The following is a 22,695-nucleotide window of genomic DNA, read 5'->3' on the forward strand; positions in this document are numbered from 1 at the left end:
AAGGAACTGCTTAGATGGTATTAGCGCATCATGACGGCATAAAACTGTTTCGCAGTTCACTGCCCTATATTAATGCTCACCAGGGAAAGACCTTCGTTTTGATGTTCGGTGGCGAAGCCATCGAACATCCTAATTTCCCAAATATTATTCACGACATTGCCCTGCTTAACAGCTTGGGCGTGCGCGTGGTCGTAGTGCACGGTGCCCGCCCGCAGATTGATCAGCGCGTAGCCCTTCGCAACATCGAAGGTCGCTTTGAAAGCGGTGTACGCATTACCGACAAACAAACCCTTGAGTGCGTGAAAGATGCCGCCGGCTCGGTACGCTCTCAGGTAGAAGCTCTACTTACTATGGGGCTTCCAAACTCACCAATGCATGGCTCGCAAATACGCGTGTGCTCGGGTAACTTAGTCGTTGCCAAGCCAATGGGCGTGCGAGGCGGCGTTGATTTTGAAAACACTGGTTTAGTGCGCCGTATTGATACGACCGGCATTAACGATCATTTAAACGATGGCTCAATTGTGCTGCTATCGCCTATGGGCTATTCATCAACGGGAGAAGTGTTTAACTTGTCTCACGAAGATGTAGCTACGCAGGCGGCTATAGCCCTTAAAGCTGACAAGCTGATCGTATTTTCGAATTTTGATGGTGTATACAACCGCGAAGGTCGTTTACTTCGCACCATTGAACGCCCTCAACTAGAGCAGTTGATCATGGCAGGCGACATTACCACCGAAGATACGGTGTTAAGTGCCCTTACCACCAGCGTTGCTGCCGGCGTGCCTCGCGCTCACTGCATCAGCTTTGAAAAGGATGGCGCATTGCTACAAGAACTGTTTACTCGTGACGGTACAGGCTCGCTAGTAATGGAACATCATTACGAACAGCTGCGTGCAGCGACCATCGAAGATGTGGGCGGTATCTTAAAGCTGATAAAACCGCTAGAAGAAAGCGGCGTGTTAGTGAAGCGCTCTCGTGAGCGTTTAGAGAACGAAATAAATCAGTTTATCGTCATAGTGCGCGACGGCATGATCATCGCCTGCGCAGCTTTGTATTTATACCCTGAAGACGGCTGTGCCGAGTTAGCCTGCGTGGCAACCCATCAAGACTATCGAGGCAAAAACCGTGGCGAACGGATTTTAGATGAAGTGCGCGCCCGTGCTAAAGAAGCCGGTATTAACAGCATTTTTGTACTGACCACAGTTACCGCACACTGGTTTTTAGAGCAAGGGTTTGAACCTGCTGACATAAGTGCGCTACCTGCCGTGAAGAAAGAGCTGTATAACTTCCAGCGTAATTCTAAAGTATTCACTTTATCGGTATAAGGCCCTACGCACTAAGCCCAATCAATTTAGACGTTTCCTTATTGTTAATTAGTAAGGAAACTTCCCTCTCCTTTTTATATCATATTGAATATATTAGCGTTATGACTATGTTTATTGCTACCACTCACATTAGCAAAGGGTTATATTAAACCATTCACTCCGGTGAATTATTTGCAACACTCTAGTATTGAACTTATTTAAACGTCAGCGGTTTACTAGTGATTTCTCGAACAATAAGAATTTTAAAACACTATCTTTTACTTGATGAAGATAACCTAAGAACCACCGATGCTGACGTGTGGCGCCTCAGTGTGCTGCGCACTATTCTGCTCATTGGCGTTGTCCTTACCTCGGCCATCGTGGCGCACTCTTCATATACTGCGTATGTACAGGAACTTTATTATGTTATGTACTTAACGCTGGGCTTCACTGCCTTTCTCTTCGCCACACTTTCGATAGGCTTGAAGCATATAAAGATCGCTTCTGCTTGCTTAGTCTTAGCGGTAGTTGGAGCCTCTCTGTGCATACTCTTCTTCACAATAGACTTAGAATCAGCGCGTTATGGCTTACTTTTGCTGTTTACGCTGCCTATTATTATTCGAGTTTTGTATGGGGTGAAAGCATCCATTGCGACCATGCTGTTCAATCTCATTCCGTATTATTTACTGCTGAACAATACGCAAGTATCTCCTTTGTTCGGCATTGATATTACATTGCCGGATACCCACACGTATTTAGCATCGTTAATTTTCCTGTTTTTCAATTTCTGCATTCCAATGGCTGTACTGCGGGTCATGTCGTCATTAGAAAAACAGTCTGAGCACAATTTATTACAAAGCAAAAAGCTTAATAAACTTGTTAGCCGTTATCAGGAAATTTTTAACAATGGTGGTACACCGTCTTTCTTTTGTGACGAACAAGGACGCATAATTCAGGCTAACAAGGCTGCAAGAGCGCTAGTCAAAAAGTACCGCCCAGAGAGTGAATATATTCAAGATCTCTTCTCTTTATCTCACCCCATTACAAAGGGCGTAAATCAACACGCTTCCATTTTTAACGCACCCGAACGAGAATTTAAGCTTCAACCTGCTAGCCTTGAGCATCACAAAAAACAACTTATCCACTGCCATGATATATCCGCCAATAAGAAAAGCTTGATGGAGTTTGATGCATTCAAGAAGCAGCAGTATGAGAAGCACTATTTTAATGAACTAACGGGACTGAAAAACCATCACTTTTGGAAAATAGCGGAGTCGAGCGAGAGTATTTTAAATCGACATATTGTCTTGCTGAAACTGGCTAACCTCAGAGAAGTAAACCTGCAATACGGTTACAGTCAAGGTGATCAGCTGCTTTTAAGCGTAGCGTCACTTTTACAAAGCGAATTTACAAATGATGTCTCGGTATACCAATTCCCTGGCGCTAAATTCTTATTTACCGTAAACGGCAAACATCTTTCAACACAAAGTATAGAACATTATCTTGAGCGTCGATTGCCCACCAGCATGGTTATCAACTCAGCGCGAGGCACTGTAGAACATATGCTGAAATGGCGAGCGGGGCATTATCATGCCAGTCGTGAAATTAGTTTAGATGCGGCCGCCGAGTGCTGCGCAATAGCGCTAAGCCAAAGCGATGAATTCGCGCCGTACATCTCCTTTAGTATCAATACGGTGAAAACTATTCGAGAAAATACGCAACAAAAAGATAAGGTAAAGGCCCTTCTTGATAATGGGTGTCTTGCTTTGTATTTGCAGCCTCAGGTGTCGCTCCATGGCGTTACGGTGGGCTACGAAGTGCTGGCAAGATTGAAAGAGCCAAAGTCTGGTACCGTTCTTCAACCATTTCAGTTTCTGCCTTTGGTGGAAGAAAACAAATGGGAAGTACTGTTCACACAAAAAATTATCGATGGCACCTTGGCACTTTTAGACAAGTGGCCTAGCAACCTACCCAAGGTCCCCCTAGCGATTAACTTATCGGGGCCAGAACTACTTAGCGACCTCTTTTATGAAAAGCTATTACGTCGCTTCTCAGAGAGCCCTGAGCTCGGAGAACGCCTTAAATTAGAGCTAACAGAGACGTCTGTATTAGCCAGCCATTACGAGACTAAGCGACGCTTAACGTCGTTAGCCAATGTAGGAGCAACCATTATTATTGACGACTTCGGCACTGGTCACGCATCACTTTCCCAGCTTATTGATATGTCTGCTAGCGTTATAAAGGTAGATAGAGAGTTTGTAGAAAGGGTGGAAACGTCTGAACGACATCGCAAGATTGTTAAGATGACTCTAGACCTCGCTAAGAGTCTAGACATGCAGACCATTGCCGAAGGGGTAGAAACACAGGCGCAGCTGCGTGTACTTAAAGACATGGGTTTCAATATTTTCCAAGGGTATTTATTTGGAAAACCGGCTCCTATTGAGCATTGGGTTAAGACGGCAAAAGCACGCGCATAAAAACATGAAAATCGCGACTTGCGTTCAACATGTGTAATTATCAGAAATTGAAATAGTCGTACTATTGCAAATCTTAACAATCGGCGCTTTACTGGTATGACCAGAAGCGTAACGAAAACTAAGGTATGCCTTGTGAGCAAGACGATGACAAAGGACATTCAAGTAACCTGTGAAGATGGTACTCATCTAGCAGCTTCACTTTTCACTCCACATTCCCCCGCTAAAGCTGCAGTTATGATTGGCCCTGCAACGGGTATAAAACGGCAATTCTACAGCGCTTTTGCCGCCTATTTATGTGAACAAGGCTTTGGTGTTATCACCTTCGATAACAGAGGTATTGGCGGTTCGGTAAAAAGCAGCGTTAAACAAAGCGATGCGTCGTTGGTAACATGGGGCGAGCAAGATATGCCAGCGGTGCTAGAGACATTGAAAATTCATTTCCCTAACGTCCCCTACTTTCTTGTTGGTCATAGTGCAGGTGGTCAGCTGCTGGGTTTGATGCATAATGTGCACGACCTTACTGCCTTTTGTAATTTTGGTAGCTCTTCGGGCAGTCTGAGAAACATGCGTAAAGGCTATTTGCTAAAAGCCCATTTCTTCATGAATTTCTACATTCCCGTGAGTAATTTACTGTTCGGCCATACTAAATCTCAGTGGGTCGGCATGGGAGAGCCACTACCTAAAAAAGTGGCCCGTCAGTGGCAAAAATGGTGTAACGGTAAAGGCTACGTAAAAACAGGCTTTGGCAGTGATGTTAACGAGCATCACTACGACACCATTCAGATACCTTCTAAATGGCTGCTCGCCAATGACGACGATATTGCTAATATTCATAACGTTCACGATATGATTAGCGTTTTCCCCAATATGGAAGCAGAAGTTGAGGAGCTAGATCCACAGGCCTACAACGTAAAAGAAATAGGTCACATGAAGTTTTTCTCCCGTAAATGTCAGCATTTATGGCCCAAGGTCACCAATTATTTTAATCAGTATGTGTGAGTCAACGTGTTGTTGCGGCATCGTGTTGTTGCAGCATCGTAACAATGTGATTCTGTGTGCTAACGATACTTACTTAGAGAAAAGGTAAATACATCATTTGTCGTCTATAGTGTTGTTATAAAAGACCTGTTAACCAGCAGGTTAAACGTAAAACAAGAAGTATAACAACGCTATAAATCACTTTTCATACCGATGTTATATTGCGCAACATACAAATGATGACTAAATGAAAAAAGATACGCGACAAAAAATCTTAGATGCCGCTTCTGCGCTATTTTTAAAAGGCGGCACTAACGCACTGAGTGTTCGCGCCATTGCTAAAGGCGCCGGTATGTCCACAATTGGTATCTATAGTCACTTTAAAGGTAAGCAGGGTATTTTAGATGCGCTTTATATTGAAGGGTTTGAATTGATAGAGCGTGAAATGTTGGCAGCCGATGGCAATACTTCAGCAGAAAAAGTGATTAATGGATGCGAGCGTATTCTGAGCTTTTCGGAGGCATACACGGCTCACTACCAGCTTATTTTCTCTTCAAATTTGAAGGACTATACGCCCTGTGATGACGCCACTGAAGTAAGTGAAAAAGCTTTTAACACCTTCACTACACTCACCACGACGCTGATTAAAAAAGACCTTTCTACTGATGACAAACAGAGCATGGCTATGCAGTTGTGGGCGCTAAGTCATGGTTATATCACCTTAAGTCAGCATAACATCAGCAACCGCCTAGCTGACAGTAACTGGAAAGATCGTGCACTGCAGGCTATTCGCTTGCACGTTTACGCCCTTGTCGCTACCCAGTAAAAAAGGGGTCAGAGTACATTTTAATAAAGTACTCTGACCCCATTTACTCTATTTGCTGGCTACCGCCTTTCTCACCCGCTCACCATAGTCGCTATCAGCTAGGTCGTATTGAACGAACATTGCCTCTTGAACGTCCTTAGTAGCTTGGCTTAGGCCGTCAGCAATGTTGTCTACCAGCTGTTGTTTTTGATCTTCACTCATAATGCGGTAAAGATCACCGGCCTGTGAGTAGTTATCTTCGTCACGGTTATCGTAAATATCTAACCATGCGTCTTGCTCTAGCGGCATAGGCGGCTCTTGAACCTCTGGTGCTTCAGCCGGCTCACCAACTCGCGCGCGATTATTTGGATAGAAGTTGGCTCCACTTCCTGCAAGTGCTGGGTTAATTCCCGCAAAGGCTCCATCTCTTTGATAATTGTGCACTGGACAACGCGGCGCGTTTACCGGTATTTGGTTGTAGTTTGCACCAATACGGTATCTGTGCGCATCTTGATATCCAATTAGTCGCGCTTGAAGCATTCTGTCTGGCGACGCACCAATACCCGGTACCAAATTGCTCGGCGCGAACGCGGCTTGCTCAGTTTCTGCAAAGTAGTTATCAACATTACGGTTTAACTCCAACTGCCCTACTTCAATTAATGGAAAGTCGCTGTGCGGCCACACCTTCGTTAGGTCAAACGGATTAATGTGGTAATTACGCGCTTCCTCTTCATTCATAATCTGCACATTTACGGTCCACGATGGAAATTCGCCGTTATCAATGCTTTCGACCAAGTCTTGCTGAGCGCCATAAGCAGGCATCTTTGCCGCTTCTTCGCTAGTTAGCGTTTTAATACCTTGGTTAGTTTTAAAGTGCCATTTCACCCAATAGCGTTCGCCTGCGTTATTCCAGAAACTCAACGTATGAGAGCTATAGCCATTCACATGGCGATATGAAAGTGGAATACCGCGATCAGACATCAAGATTGTCGATTGGTGTAATGACTGAGGGTTGTTCGCCCAAAACTCATACACGGCCTGCGGATCCGGCAAATTCGTACGCGGGTTTTTCTTTTGACTGTGAATGAAGTCAGGAAACTTGATGCCATCTCGTAAGAAGAATACCGGAGTATTATTTCCTACCATGTCCCAGTTTCCTTGTTCGGTATAAAACTTCACTGAGAAACCACGAGGATCACGGGCATAGTCACTTGAATCCTGACCACCACCTACGGTAGAAAAGCGCAAAAACACGCCGGTTTTTTGCCCCTCTTTTTGCAGAAAGTCTGCAATAGTGTAGTCAGATAAGCTCTTAGTTAGCGTAAAGGTGCCATATGCAGCACTGCCCCTTGCGTGAACTACACGCTCTGGAATTCGCTCGCGGTTGAAGTGCGCAAGCTTCTCAAACAAATAATGGTTGTCGAACGTAACCGGCCCGCGTGGCCCCGCTGTTCGACTCTGATTATCATTGGCAACGGGCGCACCATTGCTAGACGTTAGCGTAGTAGGTTTTATAGCTGCACCTGAAAATGGACACTTACTCATTGCGAATTCCTTCTGTTTATTTCTCACCGATTTTTAGTCTTACTAAAATTGGGTGTCAGTGTGTGATTAAAGAAATGGTGTTAATCACGCTTTTCGTTTAAACAGATAGTCGCTGATTTAATAAAACAATTAAAACGAACAAAATAGATAGTTATAATCGTAATTACTGAATCATTGTCCAAAATTGGTTTCATGCTTAGAATGCATTGATGTGGTGTTATCGAGACAGCAAATACGCGAGGCTTTTTATGTCGCTGTATTTAATGTCAGGTAAGCGTTAAGCGGCGTCTCGCCTGTTATTAAGCCAGCACAAGGACGCTTTAAGGCCACAGCACATTTGTCTCTCTGCGTATTACTTTTTTGCAATGAAAGTCTAGCTTTGGCCTCTGTCCGTAACTAAAGAGACAAAAGTTTGTCTAATGCTAAGGGCTTGAGACATGACAAAGCCACTCATCTTCATTACTGGTTTTTTAATGCTGTGCTTGATTACTTTTGCGTCTTGGAAAACCTTTGAAACATTAAGCCATTTCAACGATAAAAATAACGAGCTTTCTTTTATGGGCAGCTCAGGATGGCAATGGCACAACAAATCTCAGGGGCTTCAAATAAAACGAGTCGATGGCTATTTGCCTGCGCTGAGAAAAGTATCTAAGAGCAAAGAATATGCATCGCTCATTACCATTACAGAAAACGGCAGCTATCGCGGCTTTGTGTTTTTCGACCAAGATTGTGAAGAAGGCGCTATTGTCTCTGAGAAAGTAACTTACGCCGATACCAAATCACCACAAATTGAAGTGTTGCACTGCCTTCATGGAAAGCTGGTGTATATGAAAAACTGGCCGGCAGTACCCACCGAACGCTGGAGAGGTCGTGTGGGCAATTTTGAATTTAATGAAGCTTTGAATGAGTGGGATTTCACACCACTTCAAAAAGCCTATTTGAAGAGTGTTGCAGAGCTCATCTGAAAATTGGGGTCAGAGTACTTTTTTAAGCTATCGGGCCAGAGTAAGTTCTGACCCCGTTTTATGTTGATGCCTTTCGTTAGCCATTCTGATGCTAAAAAGGCGATTAACCAAAGTAATGTACTCTGACCCCATTATTTAGGCTTTGGTGAGTGCGTCGTCGATATCTTTTGCGCTGTGGCGGTTTTCTAACTGACCATCGTCACCCCAGGTCTTATTGACAATACGGCCACGTTTAACGCCTTCTCGCTGCTCTAGTTGCTTAGCCCAGCGGACTAAATTGGTGTACTCGTGCACTTGAAGGAAAGTGGCTGCATCGTACAGATTTCCGAGCACTAAATTGCCGTACCACGGCCATATAGCCATGTCAGCGATACTGTACTCGCTACCTGCCATAAACTCATTGTTTGCTAAGTGCTTGTCTAGCACATCTAACTGACGCTTAGTTTCCATGGTAAAGCGGTTGATAGGATATTCCATTGGATATGGCGCATAGCTGTAGAAGTGCCCGAAACCACCGCCTAAGTAAGGCGCTGATCCCACCTGCCAGAACAGCCAGTTGAAACATTCCGCCTTTGCATGGGCGTCTTGCGGAATGAACTTACCGAATTTTTCCGCCAAGTAAACTAAGATTGACCCAGACTCGAATAGCTTGGTTTCTGGTGACGTTGTCGTGTCGACCATAGCAGGAATTTTACTATTCGGATTAACGTCAACAAACCCAGAAGAAAACTGATCGCCCTCACCAATGTTAATCAGCCAAGCGTCGTATTCTGCTTCGCTCACTCCAGCTGCCAACAACTCTTCAAGCATGATGGTAACTTTCTGACCATTAGGCGTAGCTAACGAGTATAGCTGCAAACCATGTTCACCATTAGGACGAGCCTTCTCATGGGTAGCGCCTGACACAGGACGATTAATGCTGGCCCACTTGTTGCCATCATCCTCAGCCTGAGTCCAAACTTCTGGTGGTGTGTAGTTACTTTCTGTCGACATAGCAATTCCTTTAAATGACTTTATCGTTAAGGTTAGTGCAATACATAGCTACTAAGAACAGCTTTTAAAGACTTATAGCTCAACGGTGTCGACTAATAAACGGCGATATACGTTTATTGACATAAAAAAGCCGCGCTTTAGCTTTATCCAGAGCGCGGCTTTATGAATAAAAGGCGAGCAGTCCGTTGCCCGCAAACTGGTACTATCGATAGTTGCCATAAGCTTTTGCCAGCGATAACCGTGGCAGAATCGATAGTGTGTAAGAAGGATTAGCCGCGAATTACTTAACCTCGTAGTAGGCATCAATTAAGTCGGATTCATCCAGATAAGCAAACATTTCACTTTGCTCATCCACTGGGCTTTCTGAAACTGTACTAGCAGCCGTTTTAGCAGCCTTTTCATCTTGTGCTGCAACATCAACATTAGGTGCGTCGCAAGCTGAGAGTGTTGCAAGAGCGGCCATAACTAATGACGTAGAGAATGAGCGCTTAATAATTCGCGCGTAGAAAGGACTTACCTTGTTTTTTAACGTGGTCATCAATAACACCCCTTGCTCCTTGTTGTAACTATAAAGAGGTGTATCAATCATTGTGCCAACAAGAATTAATCATTTAATAACAGTAGGTTAGGAGCTTATTGACGAGAATACATATGAGCAACACATAGGAAATGTTGCGCATAGGCAACACCATATTACATTTGGTTGGAGTTCGGCCGCGAAATGGATGAAGTTCGACCAGTGAGACGGTGGCTTACTTCAGCTTTTGGGTTGTAAGTCATGGTGAAAGCGTTGCTCACAAGTACAAAAAAAGCAGGCTAAGCCTGCTTTTTTATAACGTTAACGGATACTAGATGCTTACCCGCTTGTAAGGGCGGTACTCTGCTTTCCAGAAGTTACGCTCAATGCTGGCGCGCAATGCGTCGTCAGACATTTCAAGAGCAAGTCCCTGTTCCATCGCTACTCTACCCACCTCAAAAGCAATCTCTCTGCTAATTTCTGCAATGGCAGCAAGGGGTGGCAATAGTGAACCCTGACCCGTGTTGACTAATGGCGACGCTGAAGCAAGTGCGTTACTTGCAGCCATCAGCATTTCGTCACTAATAAGCTTCGCTTTAGATGCAACAACACCAAGGCCAATGCCCGGGAAGATGTAAGAGTTGTTGCATTGAGCGATAGGGAATATTTTGCCATCGTACTCTACAGGCTTGAACGGACTACCTGTAGCAATAATCACTTCACCTTCTGTCCATTCAATCACTTGCTCAGGACGCGCCTCAACTTGTCGTGAGGGGTTACTTAAAGGGAAGATGATTGGCAGTTCACAACCTTGCTTCATGGCACGGATAACTTGTTCAGTGAACAAGCCTGGCTGGCCGGAAACACCAATAAGTACGTCTGGCTGCGCGCAGTGCATAACATCAAGTAGTGACGCATAATCTCCACTGAACGTCCAATCAGCCAAGTCAGCATTTTTCTGCTGAAGCTTTTGTTGGAAGTCGCGTAAGCCTTCCATGCCTTCGGTTACCAAACCAAAACGGTCAATCATGAACACTTGCTTACGTGCTTGCTCGTCAGTCAGGCCTTCAAATACCATTTGTTGAATGAGCATTTCAGCAATACCACAGCCTGCCGAACCCGCACCCACGAACACCACCTTCATGTCGCGTAGCTTTTGCTGCTTGGTTTTACATGCCGCCAAAATAGTACCAAGGGTAACGGCAGCAGTGCCTTGTATATCGTCGTTAAAACAACACACGTCGTTGCGATAGCGGTTTAATAACGGCATAGCATTTGGCTGCGCAAAATCTTCAAACTGAATCATTACATCAGGCCAGCGTCGCTTCACAGCATTAATGAACATATCAACGAATTCGTCGTATTCTTCCTGTCCAATACGCGGATGGCGCGCCCCCATATACATTGGGTCGTTTAGCAGCTTTTCGTTGTTAGTACCTACATCTAACATTACGGGCAATGTGTATGCTGGACTAATTCCACCACACGCTGTGTAAAGCGATAGTTTACCGATAGGAATGCCCATTCCACCAATACCCTGGTCTCCCAAGCCTAGAATGCGTTCACCGTCAGTCACAACAATCACTTTCACTTTACGCTTCGTTGCATTGCGAACAATGTCATCAAGCTGGTGACGTTCTTCATACGACACAAACAAGCCACGCGAACTGCGATAGATATCTGAAAACTGCTCACATGCATCACCTACAGTAGGGGTGTAGATGATGGGCATCATCTCATCGATGTGCTTTTGAATTAGGCGGTAAAACAAGGTTTCGTTATTGTCTTGAATTGCGCGCAGATAAATATGCTTGTTTAGTGCTTCGTCAAAGCTGCTGTATTGCATGTAAGCACGTTCAACCTGCTCTTCGATGGTTTCATACCTTGGTGGCACTAGACCCGTCAGGTTAAACGCCGCACGTTCCCGTGCAGTGAAGGCACTGCCTTTATTCAGTAGGGGGGTTTCCAGCAATGAAGGGCCGGCATGAGGAATATAAAGATATCGCTGTGAATCTTCTGACATTGGTTTTCCGATAATGTGTTCAGGCAAATACATCACCTAAGCCTGAAGCGGCACGCGTGCAACGTGCCTCTTAGTAATTAGAATATTTCTTCTGGCTCAGGCGCAGTAGTCGTATCCTGCGTGGCCGGATCCAACACTTCGTCATCGCGAACATAAGTCGTTGGCTCGGTTCCCTGCAGGAAATATTCGAATAGTGTCGTATGGTCTGTTCGTCTGGTCAACTTTCCACTGGTACGATCAATGCGAACACGCACTATATTCTCTGGTACGGGCATTGGCGTATGTGGTTTATTTTCTAGAGCATGTTGCATAAATCTGATCCACGCTGGCTCAGCAGCTTTAGCTCCATCTTCAATGCCGATCATGGCGTTGCCTATCCAGTTGAATTTCTCAGCATTCTTGTTAATGAGGTTTTGGTTTCGCGTAGCTCGCCCTAACTGGCGCCCCATGTTGTCGAAGCCTACCCATGTGGTGGCCACCAAATCTTTGTGGAAACCACTGAACCACGTGTCTCGCGAGTCATTCGTGGTTCCCGTTTTCCCAGCTATGTCAGTACGCTGAAGAATATTACGAGCACGCCAGCCGGTGCCTAACCAATAGGTTTTCTTGCTCCAATTTCCGTTTGCTCTCACAGCCGTTCGCATCATTTCTGCCACTAAGAAAGCGTTTTGAGCAGTAATAACCTGAGGCGCAATCACTTTTTCTGCAGCTTCGTCATCATCGACGTCGCCCAGTAAAATATCTTGATTTAGTTCAGCGGCAAGTAAAGCTTCAATATCGGCTTCTTCGTCTTCAGGTAGTATTTCTGGATCGCTTTGATTTTCACAACGATTGCACGCCCAAACTGGGTTTGCTTTCCAAAGCTCATCGCCGTTTTCATCAAGCACTTTGCTGATAAAATGAGGGTTTACTAAGTAGCCACCGTTCGCAATGACCGACATACCTCTTACTACTTCAAGCGGCGTATGTGAACTCGACCCAAGGGATACGGTTTCATCAAGTGGGATATCGTCTTTATTAAAACCGAAGCGCGTTAAGTAATCGGCCGTTTCTCTAAGACCAACACCACGCAATAGTCGAACCGATACCACGTTTTTCGATTTCCCAAGGGCTTTACGCATTCTAATTGGGCCGTCGTACTCAGCTGGCGAGTTTTGCGGTCGCCAAGCTACACCCGTCGCCGCATTCCATTGGTTAATAGGAGCGTCATTGATGATGGATGCAAGGGTATAGCCACTGTCTAATGCAGCAGAATAAACGAAAGGCTTGATGTTCGAGCCCACTTGGCGCTTGGCCTGTGTTGCTCGGTTAAACTGGCTTTGATAAAAGCTGTAGCCACCAACAACCGCTTCAACCGCACCGTTTTTCGGATTAAGTGCGATAAACGCTCCGCTCACCTCAGGGATTTGCGAAATGCGCCACTGCCCTTCTTGCTGTCTGATATAAATGACCGCCCCTTCTTGAGTCACATCTGAAGCGGTTTTGGGATCACTACCCTGCCTAAAGTCTGTAATGTAGCGTCGGGCCCAATCTAGTCCATCCCACTCTACTGTTATTGCTTTGCCATCTACAGACAACACTTCTATCGACTGCTCATTTACTTTCGTAACAACCGATGGCAAAAGAGGTTTAATGTGAGGAATCTCTTCAAGCACGCGCATGATTGATTCGTTATCCCACTCTTCTCGTGTTGTCTTATCACTTATGTCATAGCTCAATGAAAGTTGTGGAATCGCGTCATCCTTTCCTTCTGGCTTAGGAATATTCCATAAGTAGCCAAGGGCGCCTTTATAGCCATGACGCTCATCATAGTCATGAAGATTTCGAACCACCGCACGCTGAGCAGCTAATTGAAGATCTGACGTTGCAGTCGCAAAAACTTGGTATCCGCCGGTTTCTGCTTCTTCTTTTCCATAAATCTCTACCATTTCGTTATAAATGGTGTCGGCCAAATAAGGCGCATCCACTTCAATTTCAGCACCGTGCTTCTTCGCTGAAACTGGCGCATTGGCAGCTTCATCGAACTGCGCTTTAGTGATGTACTCTTCGTCAAGCATACGAAGTAAGACTACTCGTCTGCGTTCGACAGAACGTTGCGGCCCGCTGATAGGGTTAAGCACTGATGGCGCCTTTGGAAGACCTGCAATAGTAGCAATTTGAGCTAAAGAGAGTTCGTTAAGCGGTTTGCCATAGTACACTTGGGCGGCCGCCCCAAAACCAAACGCTCTATGGCCCAATTCGATTTTGTTGAGGTACAGCTCAAGAATTTCCTGCTTAGAAAGCTCTTGCTCCATGTGCAGTGCTATAAAGATCTCTTTGATCTTTCTGATATAGGTTTTCTCCCGACTAAGGAAAAACCCTCGTGCTAGCTGCATGGTTAACGTACTTGCTCCCTGACGCTTTTCGCCAGTAAGGACTAAACTTACTGCAGCACGCATTATACCAATGGGGTCAATACCGTGGTGTTCGTAGAAGCGACTGTCTTCGGTAGCGAGTATGGCGTTAATTAATTCTTGCGGGACTTCCTCAAGTTTTACGGGGATCCGCCGTTTAACTCCATACTGTGAAATAAGTTTTCCGTCTTTGGTGTATATCTGCATGGGTGTTTGCAGGCGTACATCCTTAAGTACAGTAACACTTGGTAGGTCAGGTTTGATATAAAAGTAAATACCTACCAGTGCTGCAAAACCAAGAAGGCCTGATAGAAAACTAAATAAAATAAGTGGTTTGATGTACTTCACTGTAACGGATACCAAGACATTTTGTTGAAATGACGTATATTTTATACGTATGTGTTATCTCTAGAACCATACGCATAAGACTATTAGAGTAACATTGTACTTTAGAGCAACTACCTTTGAAACTGGACACTTGCACATGAAATCGCTGTTTAAGAAAAAGCTGCCGCCCATTGTGGGCTTAGATATAGGCACGCGTCAAATAAAAGCGGTGTGGTTAGAGCAATCGAAAGACGGGTTCGTCCTTCAAGGGTATGCCTGTGAGCCAATTAACAAAATCGCTTTCTCTGAGCGTGATATTAAAGATTATGAGTCAGTAAGCATTGCTCTCAAGAAAATTCGAAAGTCGCTAAAAACAAAATTAAAGCTGGCAAATGTTGCGGTGGCTGGTACGTCAGTGATCAGTAAAATCGTCTATATGGACCCAGAGCAAAGCGATTACGATTTAGAAAATCAAATTGAGATCGAAGCCGACAGTCTCATTCCCTATCCGCTTGAAGAAGTATATTTGGATTTTGAAGAAATGGGGCCAAGCACAACGCACACTGGAAAAGTAAATGTATTACTTACCGCTGCGCATAAAGATTTGGTAGACAGTCGCTTGCTGCTTGCAAGAGAAGCTAACTTTGAACCCAAAATTGTTGATATGGAAAATTATGCCATCGGCAATGCCATGGACTTTTTCCATACGCCTCATACCGAAGACATGCCACTTTGCTGTATTAATGTGGGCGCCTCGCTACTTCAAATATGCGTAATAAAAAACGGCGACGTCATCTACACCAAAGAGCACGCCTTTGGCTTAAATCAGCTAATTAACGATATTAGCGCCATTCATATGGTTGAGCGTGAAACCGCAGAGCGTCAGCTACTTGATGGCACGCTGTCTGGAAATTGGGTGGAAGATACGCTTCCTATATTTGCCGCTAACCTACAGCAAAATATCAACCGTGCATTACAAATGTATATGAGCACGCTACATGCAGAGCGCCCCACCAAAATACTGTTTAGCGGCGGTGCCGCTACTATTGAACCGTTAGTCGACATTTTAAAACAAGACTTAGGCCTAGAGGTTGATTGCTTCAATCCGTTTAGCAACATGTCGATAAACCCTAAACTTGATGCCACGAGACTTAGCAAAATTGCACCACAGCTTGCGATTGCAGCGGGTCTAGCGAGCCGGAGCTTTACGCCATGGCACATGTAAATTTACTACCTTGGCGAGAGAAGCAGCGCCAGCATCAAAAACAACAATACTTGGCAGGGCTACTTGCTGTTGCCGCCATTGTAGGATTGATTTTTTGGTTCATTGGTCAAGCTATCGACCAGCAAATAAGTAATCAAAACTCGCGTAATCAATACCTTGAACGGGAAATCGCGGTTTTAGATGCGCAAATTGCAGAGATAAAAAAGGTTAAAGATAGTAAAAATGCCATTGAGCAGCGCATGGCATTAATTGAGCAACTGCAAGCAAGTCGCAATGTGGCTCCTATAGTATTTGATGAACTTGCTAAACTCGTTCCTCCCGGTGTGGCCTTTGAGTCTATGACCAGAAGCAATAACCGTATTGAGATTGAAGGTACTAGTGATTCGAATAATCGTCTTTCCGACTTTATGCGCGCGCTGGACAACTCGAAAGTGTTCGTTGCCGCAGAGCTTTCTACCATTAAATCTGACAGCAGTGCAGCGAGAGCGATTAGCAACTTTACGCTTACGTTTTCGATAAACCCCAATGTTGCTCCCCTAGAAATAGAAAGTAGTGAGGCGCAATAACCATGAAGTTTGATGTTTCAAAACTAAAAGAACTTAACGAACTCGACTTTGAACAAATCGCTATTTGGCCAAACGAAGTTCGCATTGTTGTGGCGGCGTTTGTCGCAATATTGGTAGGTGCGTTGAGCTACTACATGCTAATAAGCCCCAAATTACCGATTAAAGATGCGGCTGAATTAAAAGAACAAGAACTAAAGTTACAGTTCGAAGCAAAGTACCGCATTGCGGCTAATTTAGAAGCTTACCAAGCCCAACTCGCGCAAATTAAAGAAGACTTCTCGTCTATGCTGAAAAGTCTTCCAACCAGCAACGAAACACCGGGTTTGCTTGACGATATCACTTACGTTGGTACCGCATCGGGCCTCACGTTTGAGTTGCTTAACTGGCAACAAGAAGTACCAAAAGAGTTTTACACCGAACTACCTATCGAAATGGAAGTAAGCGGTGGCTATCACAACTTTGGCGAATTTGTTTCCAAAGTTGCGGATTTACCTCGTATCGTTACGCTTCACGATTTTGACATAAAGCGTGAAGCAAATGGTCTGTCGCTGAAGCTGCAGGCGAAAACTTATCGTTCGGAAAACTCGACAGACATTGAAGGAGATGAACAATGATTCGTTTGTTTTTATCTCTTTTAATCATATTGTTAGTAACAGGCTGTTCACCTAAACTCGACGATCTGCATGCCTATACACAGAGTGTTAAAGAGCGTGCTCAGCCACAAATTGAACCGTATCCAGAATTCAAGACTCACCCACCTTTTAGCTATTCGGCAAGCGCTTTAAGAAGCCCGTTCGATCGCCCTAAGAACAACGCAGCTCCAGTAGCAAAAGCGCGGATAGAAAACTGTTTACAGCCAAACTTCCAGCGCCCTAAAGAAGCATTGGAAGCCTATGGCGTGGACGCCCTCGCACTGACTGGCAACTTTGCCGTTAAAGGAGTGCAGTGGGCATTATTGAAAAGTAACGATGGCGTATTACATAAAGCTAAAGTAGGGAGTCGTATCGGCTTGTTTTATGGCAAAATTACGCAAATTAGCACCGACTCAATTACTATTGAACAGTTATTACCTGATGGTGCGGGCTGCTGGCAAAGGAAAACAACAACAATGACTACAGCATCGAAGGCGGGAGAGTAAGCATGGCCGAACGATACATATTTAACAAATCTCTGAATCGTAGAGTGCCTAGATGGTATTGGCTGGCTTTCGCTGTGGCTGCAATATTTTCATTAACCGTATTTGTTTCGCCAGTAAAAGCCCAAGAGCCTTTGTTAGTCGACCCTGATACTAAACGAAATGCATCAACCGTTACCACCATGGTCACAAACATCGACTTTACTCAAGCAGCTAACAATACCGCTGTAACACTGGTGAGTTTTGAGGGCCAAGCGCCAAAGCTTCAGCTTATTGAGTCACAAGGAAAAGTATCCCTTACATTACCAAACACCAAGTTAGGCGAAGACCAATTGGTAGAACTTAATGTGGCTGATTTCGGCACCTTGGTTTCTACCATCGAGACATTCGAAGATAAAGATGGGGCGCGTATTGAGGTTAATTATTCGGGCCCAGTTACGGTTCAAAATACGGTTAAAGACGGCGTAATTCGTATGGCGATAACGCCAATGGACAGCGCGCAGCAAGACGCCTTGGAAGCGGAAAAGAAATACACAGGCGACCCCATTTCGCTCGATTTTCAAGATGTTCCTGTGAGACAAGTTTTACAAATTATTGCGCAGGTTAATGGGTTTAACTTAGTGACTACCGACACCGTAACAGGAAACGTGACGATAAGTTTGTCGGGTGTTCCGTGGGATCAAGCACTCGACATGATTTTGCGCGTTAAAGGTCTGGATAAACGCTTAGAGGGCAACATTTTGTTAATTGCACCGGCTGAAGAACTATCGGCTCGTGAAACCCAAGCCCTTCAATCTAAAAAGCAAGTTTCAGACTTAGCGCCTCTTCATACGGTTAATATTCCTGTTAACTATGCAAAAGCTGCTGCCCTGGCCACGATCTTAAAGTCGACAGAGGGCGGGATCTTATCTGAGCGAGGGGGTGTTACAGTAGACGAACGAACCAACACTTTACTTATTCGCGACACGTTAGCCTCTATTGATGAAGCAAGAAAAACCATCAATGCGTTAGATATTCCAGTGAAGCAAGTGCTGATTGAAAGCCGTATGGTTACTGTGCTTGACGATGTAGACGAGCAGCTTGGCGTTCGATGGGGTTTCAGCGACCGTCAAGACGATAATGGTGTGTCGGGAAGCCTTGAGGGCGCAGACACCATTGCCGGCGGCATAGTGCCTAGCATTGATAATCGCCTTAATGTGAACCTGCCTGTGACCAGCGCCGCGGGTAGCATTGGCTTTCAAATTGCGAGCTTGGTTGATGGCACCATATTAGACCTTGAGCTTTCCGCACTAGAATCTGAAAACAAAGGCGAAATTATTGCGAGTCCTCGTATTACGGTTGCTAACCAGCATGAAGCTTACATTGAACAAGGTACGGAAATACCTTACGTACAAGCAACGTCTAGCGGTGCGACTTCAGTAGAGTTCAAAAAAGCCGTTTTGTCACTGAAAGTTACGCCACATATTACGCCTGATAATCGCATTATTTTGGATTTAGTTGTTACGCAAGATACCCGTGGCGAAACCGTTTCTACGTCTACTGGTGAGGCCGTAGCCATCGATACCCAAGAAATTAAAACGCAGGTATTGGTAGAAAACGGCGAAACCATCGTATTAGGTGGCATATTCCAACAAACCAGTTCTGATGGCGTGTCGAAAGTGCCTTTGTTTGGTGATTTGCCTGTCGTTGGTGCCCTTTTCAGAAACTCGTCACAACTTCAGCAAAAACGAGAACTACTTATCTTTGTGACACCCAAGATAGTCACTGAAAGACCATAATCCTCATTTTTAGCCTTCAAAAAAGCGCATTTTTGTGCGCTTTTTTGGTTTTCAGCCTTTTTTTGTAACTAAATTTACAGGTATACGCTATTTGTTAGTAACAAAACTTGCAACGCCTTGCATGAAACTGAGATAATCCCCGCCTCGAAATTTAAGCGAGGTTTAAGGAGTGGTGCTTATTGGACACTAAATAGGCACGAGTCAATGGGTAGGCTGGTAAGGCAACAGTGCACTGCCCCTAACATGATTAAGTTGTGATATAAGCAAATATGGCTGAAAAACGTAATATCTTTTTAGTTGGCCCAATGGGTGCTGGCAAAAGTACCATCGGTAGACATCTGGCAGACGAACTTCACCTAGACTTTTTTGATTCGGATCAGGAAATTGAGCGCCGCACGGGTGCAGACATTGCCTGGATCTTCGACCTTGAAGGCGAAGACGGTTTCCGTAAACGCGAAGAAAACGTCATTAACGATTTGACAGATAAGCAAGGTATTGTACTTGCTACTGGCGGCGGTTCTATTGTAACTAAAGCTGTGCGTAATCGTTTATCTGCCCGCGGCATCGTTGTTTACCTACAAACGACAATCGATAAGCAAGTTGCCCGTACACAACGTGACAAACGTCGTCCTTTGCTACAAAACGAAGATCCAGAACAAGTACTTCGCGATCTTGCAGAAATGCGCAACCCGCTTTACGAAGAAGTTGCTGATTACATTGTTGATACAGACGACCAAAGTGCGCGTGCTGTAGCGAATCAGATTATCAGTAAAATTGGTTTATAAATTAAATATGTAATAGGAGGTGCTACGCCAATGTCAACCTTAACTGTGGAACTTGGAGAACGTAGCTATCCTATACAGATAGAGGCTGGGCTGCTTTCGCAACCTGGCCTTTTTAGTGCCTATATAAAAGGCCCACTTGCCGTCATTGTTACCAACGAAACTGTTGCCCCACTGTATATAGAAACCGCTAAAGCGGCGTGTGGTAATGTTCAGGTTGAAACCATTATTTTGCCGGACGGCGAGCAACACAAAAATCTTGCCCAATTCGAAGTGGTTATGACACGCCTTCTTGAGCTAAACGCTGCAAGAGATACGACACTTATCGCACTTGGCGGTGGTGTAATTGGTGATCTTACTGGCTTTGTTGCGGCAACTTACCAACGCGGTGTGCCCTTCATTCAAGTTCCTACAACTTTGCTTTCTCAAGTCGACTCATCAGTAGGTGGAAAAACCGCGGTAAATCATCCTCTCGGCAAAAACATGATTGGCGCTTTTTACCAACCGGTTTATGTGGCCATTGATACTGATACCCTCGCTACATTACCCGCGAGAGAGTTTGCTGCTGGCATGGCAGAGGTCATCAAATACGGTATCATTTACGACGCACCGTTTTTTGAATGGCTTGAAAGTAATGTAGATGCGCTTACGTCGCTTGATACTGAAATTCTTACCCAAGCTATTTCTCGCTGCTGCGAAATCAAAGCAGACGTGGTAGCAAAAGATGAACGTGAAGGTGGTTTACGCGCCATTCTTAACTTAGGCCACACGTTCGGTCACGCTATTGAAGCCGAGCAAGGCTACGGTAACTGGCTGCATGGCGAAGCGGTAGCCGCTGGTACTATAATTGCTTGTAAAGCTGCTGAAGCATTAACGTGGTTTGAAGCGTCAGAAACACGACGCGTATCGTCGCTATTTGAAGCATTTGCTTTACCGGTTGCAGGCCCAAATAGTATGACAAAGAATGACTACGTTAAGCATATGAAACGCGATAAAAAAGTGGAAGCTGGCAGTATTCGATTTGTACTTCCTCAAGGCATAGGCAAAGCGGTTGTTACCAAGGACGTCACGGACGCCATTCTTACTGACATCCTTTCTTAGTCATTAGCCCTCGCGACAACCTGGCAACGCGTCTATCTTGACTTCCCTACGTTAGTTGGAATCATGAATAAATGCGTTGCAGGACAGTTTTTAAAGCAACGGTGAATAAGGGCAAACTCCCATGCAAAGTGAACTGCATGAACGTTTGGAATATTTGGTCAATTACTCTTCTCAGCTGATTTTTGTCAGTGGTGAGTCTATTGCTCAACAACAAAAGACCCTTGAAGCCTTTGTCTTCCAGCAGCACGATGATACCGAGATTGCGTATTTAACTGCACAAGAAAATATGGATCCCTCTGACTACCGTCGACAACTTTGTCGGCAGCTTCTTGGTCAAGTGGTGGGTAGCTTCGTTAGGCCTCTAAACGAACTACTTTCCGACCTAAATAGTCACGAAGGTCCAATTCTTATAGCCATCACCCAAGCCCACAATCTTCCTGATGCACTACTGCAAGAACTATGGGACTTGGTGTTACAAAGTCGGTTCGCTGGTAACAAACAGCATTTAAATGTGCTTTTGTTCGCGAATAACGAATGGGCTGAGCGCGCCAAGCAGTGGCTTCCTGCAAAAAATACAGAAACCCCACTAATAATTAGCAGCCAGTCAGTCATTAGCGAACAGCCTAGCTTCGAGTCAGAGCTCGACAAAATGATTGCTTCACGTCGCGAGGCTTTTCAGGCTCATTTAGAAAATAGACAGCGTGAAAATACGCAAACTTTTATCAACCCGTTAAAGTCTAAGTGGTTTTATATCGCTGTTATATGCGTGTTCCTTGCTACGTTTTCTGGCCTTATTTACTGGCAATACGGTGATAAATTAGCATCGATTTTTGCGCCTATTAGTCAACCTTCGCCAGAACCTGAAAGAACGCAGGTTGAGCCCGGCTCTGCTTATAACAAGCTTATAAGCAATGGTGAAAGCGATGAAAGCGAAACAACAGCATCAAACTCAGCAACTCAAGCAACCAACCAAATAGGCAACGTAGAGCTTGTTTCCGCGCCCAATGATAATAGTGCAGACGATGGTGGCTCGTTAATTGATGAATCGTCAGATAACGGTCCGTTGATTACCAATTGGGAAAATGCGGTTTCATCCTTACCTGAAGTTACGCCATCTTCAGAACAGGCAGACAGTAACCAGTTTGAGAATGCCCCGATTGAAGGTAATACCACTGATTCCAATGGTTCAGAGGTCGTTAGCAATAGTGCGCTACGTGATCAACAATCTGCTCAAGGTGCCAAATCAAACTCGGACGGCGTCAACGATAATGTAGCGCCAACCACAGTGGCCAGTGAATCTAGTCAAGAAGGCTGGATTGGGGAAGATGACTACGCTATACAGTTGTTAGCGATGAAAAGTGAGTCTGTTCTCAGTGAGTTCCTACGAGAAAACAATCTAACTGAGCAAACGCGAATTTATAAAACGACGCGCTATGGTGGCGACTGGTTTGTAGTAGTTAACAAGCAAATCTACACGTCGTTATCTCAAGCGCAACAAGCACGAAAAGGTTTACCCGAATATCCAGGTAAACAAAATGCGTTTATAAAGCGAGGAAACCAAATCCTCTTAGAGATGAGCAAAGCGCAAAATTAAGTCATTTCACAACCGGGTGGCCATAATATTTCCAGTAAATGAGCAAAATTCCGTTCTTGCGACACTTGTTGGTTGTCCGTTTTACTGATGAAAGTTACAATCTACCTTTAGTGTGGTGATATCTGATACTGATCAGCATAAAAGTATAAAGACGACCCTTTCCCTTGGAACGGCGGCGCACGGAAAA

General features: G+C 44.8%; 18 protein-coding genes. 13 read left to right on the top strand and 5 right to left on the bottom strand.

From position 1 onward, the window contains the following. Nucleotides 1-14: 14 nt before the first annotated feature. From argA to AWH61_RS17285, 4 genes are all read left to right on the top strand, one after another. Complete coding sequence (argA, locus tag AWH61_RS17270) at nt 15-1,325, top strand: amino-acid N-acetyltransferase (protein ID WP_075177760.1); 1,311 nt, start codon at nt 15-17, stop codon at nt 1,323-1,325. 218 nt (nt 1,326-1,543) lie between these two features. Next, entirely contained in the window at nt 1,544-3,781 is a 2,238-nt protein-coding gene (locus tag AWH61_RS17275) for a bifunctional diguanylate cyclase/phosphodiesterase (protein WP_075177761.1), read from the top strand. Between the two features lie 144 nt (nt 3,782-3,925). Then, nucleotides 3,926-4,780 carry an alpha/beta hydrolase family protein gene (locus AWH61_RS17280; protein WP_075177762.1) on the top strand — a complete coding sequence of 285 codons (855 nt, stop codon included), beginning with the start codon at nt 3,926-3,928 and terminating at the stop codon, nt 4,778-4,780. A gap of 226 nt (nt 4,781-5,006) precedes the next feature. Then, a complete protein-coding gene (locus AWH61_RS17285) occupies nt 5,007-5,585 on the top strand; it encodes a TetR/AcrR family transcriptional regulator (protein ID WP_075177763.1) in 579 nt (192 codons plus the stop codon). A gap of 48 nt (nt 5,586-5,633) precedes the next feature. Here AWH61_RS17285 and AWH61_RS17290 read toward each other — a convergent pair whose 3' ends face one another. Further along, complete coding sequence (locus AWH61_RS17290; protein WP_075177764.1) at nt 5,634-7,109, bottom strand: catalase; 1,476 nt, start codon at nt 7,107-7,109, stop codon at nt 5,634-5,636. A 437-nt stretch (nt 7,110-7,546) separates the two neighbouring features. Between AWH61_RS17290 and AWH61_RS17295 the strand changes: the two genes are divergently transcribed. Further along, nucleotides 7,547-8,074, top strand: coding sequence for a hypothetical protein (locus AWH61_RS17295; RefSeq protein WP_039225086.1), 528 nt, complete (start codon nt 7,547-7,549; stop codon nt 8,072-8,074). Between the two features lie 135 nt (nt 8,075-8,209). Here the strand turns inward: AWH61_RS17295 and yghU are convergent, their stop codons facing one another. The 4 genes from yghU to AWH61_RS17315 form a co-directional block, all read right to left on the bottom strand. Then, entirely contained in the window at nt 8,210-9,067 is an 858-nt protein-coding gene (gene yghU / locus AWH61_RS17300) for a glutathione-dependent disulfide-bond oxidoreductase (RefSeq protein ID WP_014975482.1), read from the bottom strand. Nucleotides 9,068-9,347: 280 nt separating this feature from the next. Then, the gene (locus AWH61_RS17305; RefSeq protein WP_075177765.1) at nt 9,348-9,605 is read right to left on the bottom strand and encodes a hypothetical protein; all 258 of its coding nucleotides are present in this window, start codon (nt 9,603-9,605) and stop codon (nt 9,348-9,350) included. A gap of 310 nt (nt 9,606-9,915) precedes the next feature. Then, complete coding sequence (locus tag AWH61_RS17310) at nt 9,916-11,607, bottom strand: NAD-dependent malic enzyme (protein WP_014978126.1); 1,692 nt, start codon at nt 11,605-11,607, stop codon at nt 9,916-9,918. Nucleotides 11,608-11,684: 77 nt separating this feature from the next. Continuing rightward, nucleotides 11,685-14,348: a penicillin-binding protein 1A gene (locus tag AWH61_RS17315; protein WP_014948038.1), complete on the bottom strand. Its 2,664-nt coding sequence runs from the start codon at nt 14,346-14,348 to the stop codon at nt 11,685-11,687. 136 nt (nt 14,349-14,484) lie between these two features. Between AWH61_RS17315 and pilM the strand changes: the two genes are divergently transcribed. The 8 genes from pilM to AWH61_RS17355 all read left to right on the top strand — a co-directional run bounded on the left by pilM (nt 14,485) and on the right by AWH61_RS17355 (nt 22,508). After that, on the top strand, nt 14,485-15,552 hold the full coding sequence (gene pilM, locus AWH61_RS17320) for a type IV pilus assembly protein PilM (RefSeq protein WP_039225089.1): 1,068 nt from the start codon (nt 14,485-14,487) through the stop codon (nt 15,550-15,552). Beyond that, nucleotides 15,540-16,118 (top strand): PilN domain-containing protein, encoded by a 579-nt coding sequence (locus tag AWH61_RS17325; protein ID WP_014948036.1) that lies wholly within the window; start codon nt 15,540-15,542, stop codon nt 16,116-16,118. Before pilM ends, AWH61_RS17325 begins: the two co-directional genes overlap by 13 nt. Nucleotides 16,119-16,120: 2 nt before the next feature. Beyond that, complete coding sequence (locus tag AWH61_RS17330; RefSeq protein WP_014948035.1) at nt 16,121-16,732, top strand: type IV pilus inner membrane component PilO; 612 nt, start codon at nt 16,121-16,123, stop codon at nt 16,730-16,732. Beyond that, nucleotides 16,729-17,256 (top strand): pilus assembly protein PilP, encoded by a 528-nt coding sequence (locus AWH61_RS17335; RefSeq protein WP_075177766.1) that lies wholly within the window; start codon nt 16,729-16,731, stop codon nt 17,254-17,256. Before AWH61_RS17330 ends, AWH61_RS17335 begins: the two co-directional genes overlap by 4 nt. Nucleotides 17,257-17,258: 2 nt before the next feature. After that, nucleotides 17,259-19,031 (top strand): type IV pilus secretin PilQ, encoded by a 1,773-nt coding sequence (locus AWH61_RS17340; RefSeq protein WP_075177767.1) that lies wholly within the window; start codon nt 17,259-17,261, stop codon nt 19,029-19,031. 269 nt (nt 19,032-19,300) lie between these two features. Beyond that, nucleotides 19,301-19,816, top strand: coding sequence for a shikimate kinase AroK (gene aroK / locus AWH61_RS17345; protein WP_014948032.1), 516 nt, complete (start codon nt 19,301-19,303; stop codon nt 19,814-19,816). 30 nt (nt 19,817-19,846) lie between these two features. Next, a complete protein-coding gene (aroB, locus tag AWH61_RS17350; RefSeq protein WP_075177768.1) occupies nt 19,847-20,914 on the top strand; it encodes a 3-dehydroquinate synthase in 1,068 nt (355 codons plus the stop codon). Nucleotides 20,915-21,035: 121 nt separating this feature from the next. Continuing rightward, nucleotides 21,036-22,508, top strand: coding sequence for an SPOR domain-containing protein (locus AWH61_RS17355; RefSeq protein WP_075177769.1), 1,473 nt, complete (start codon nt 21,036-21,038; stop codon nt 22,506-22,508). The last annotated feature ends 187 nt before the right edge of the window (nt 22,509-22,695 follow it).

It is taken from the genome of Alteromonas sp. W12 (assembly GCF_001924945.1).
Classification (GTDB): Bacteria; Pseudomonadota; Gammaproteobacteria; order Enterobacterales; family Alteromonadaceae; genus Alteromonas; species Alteromonas macleodii.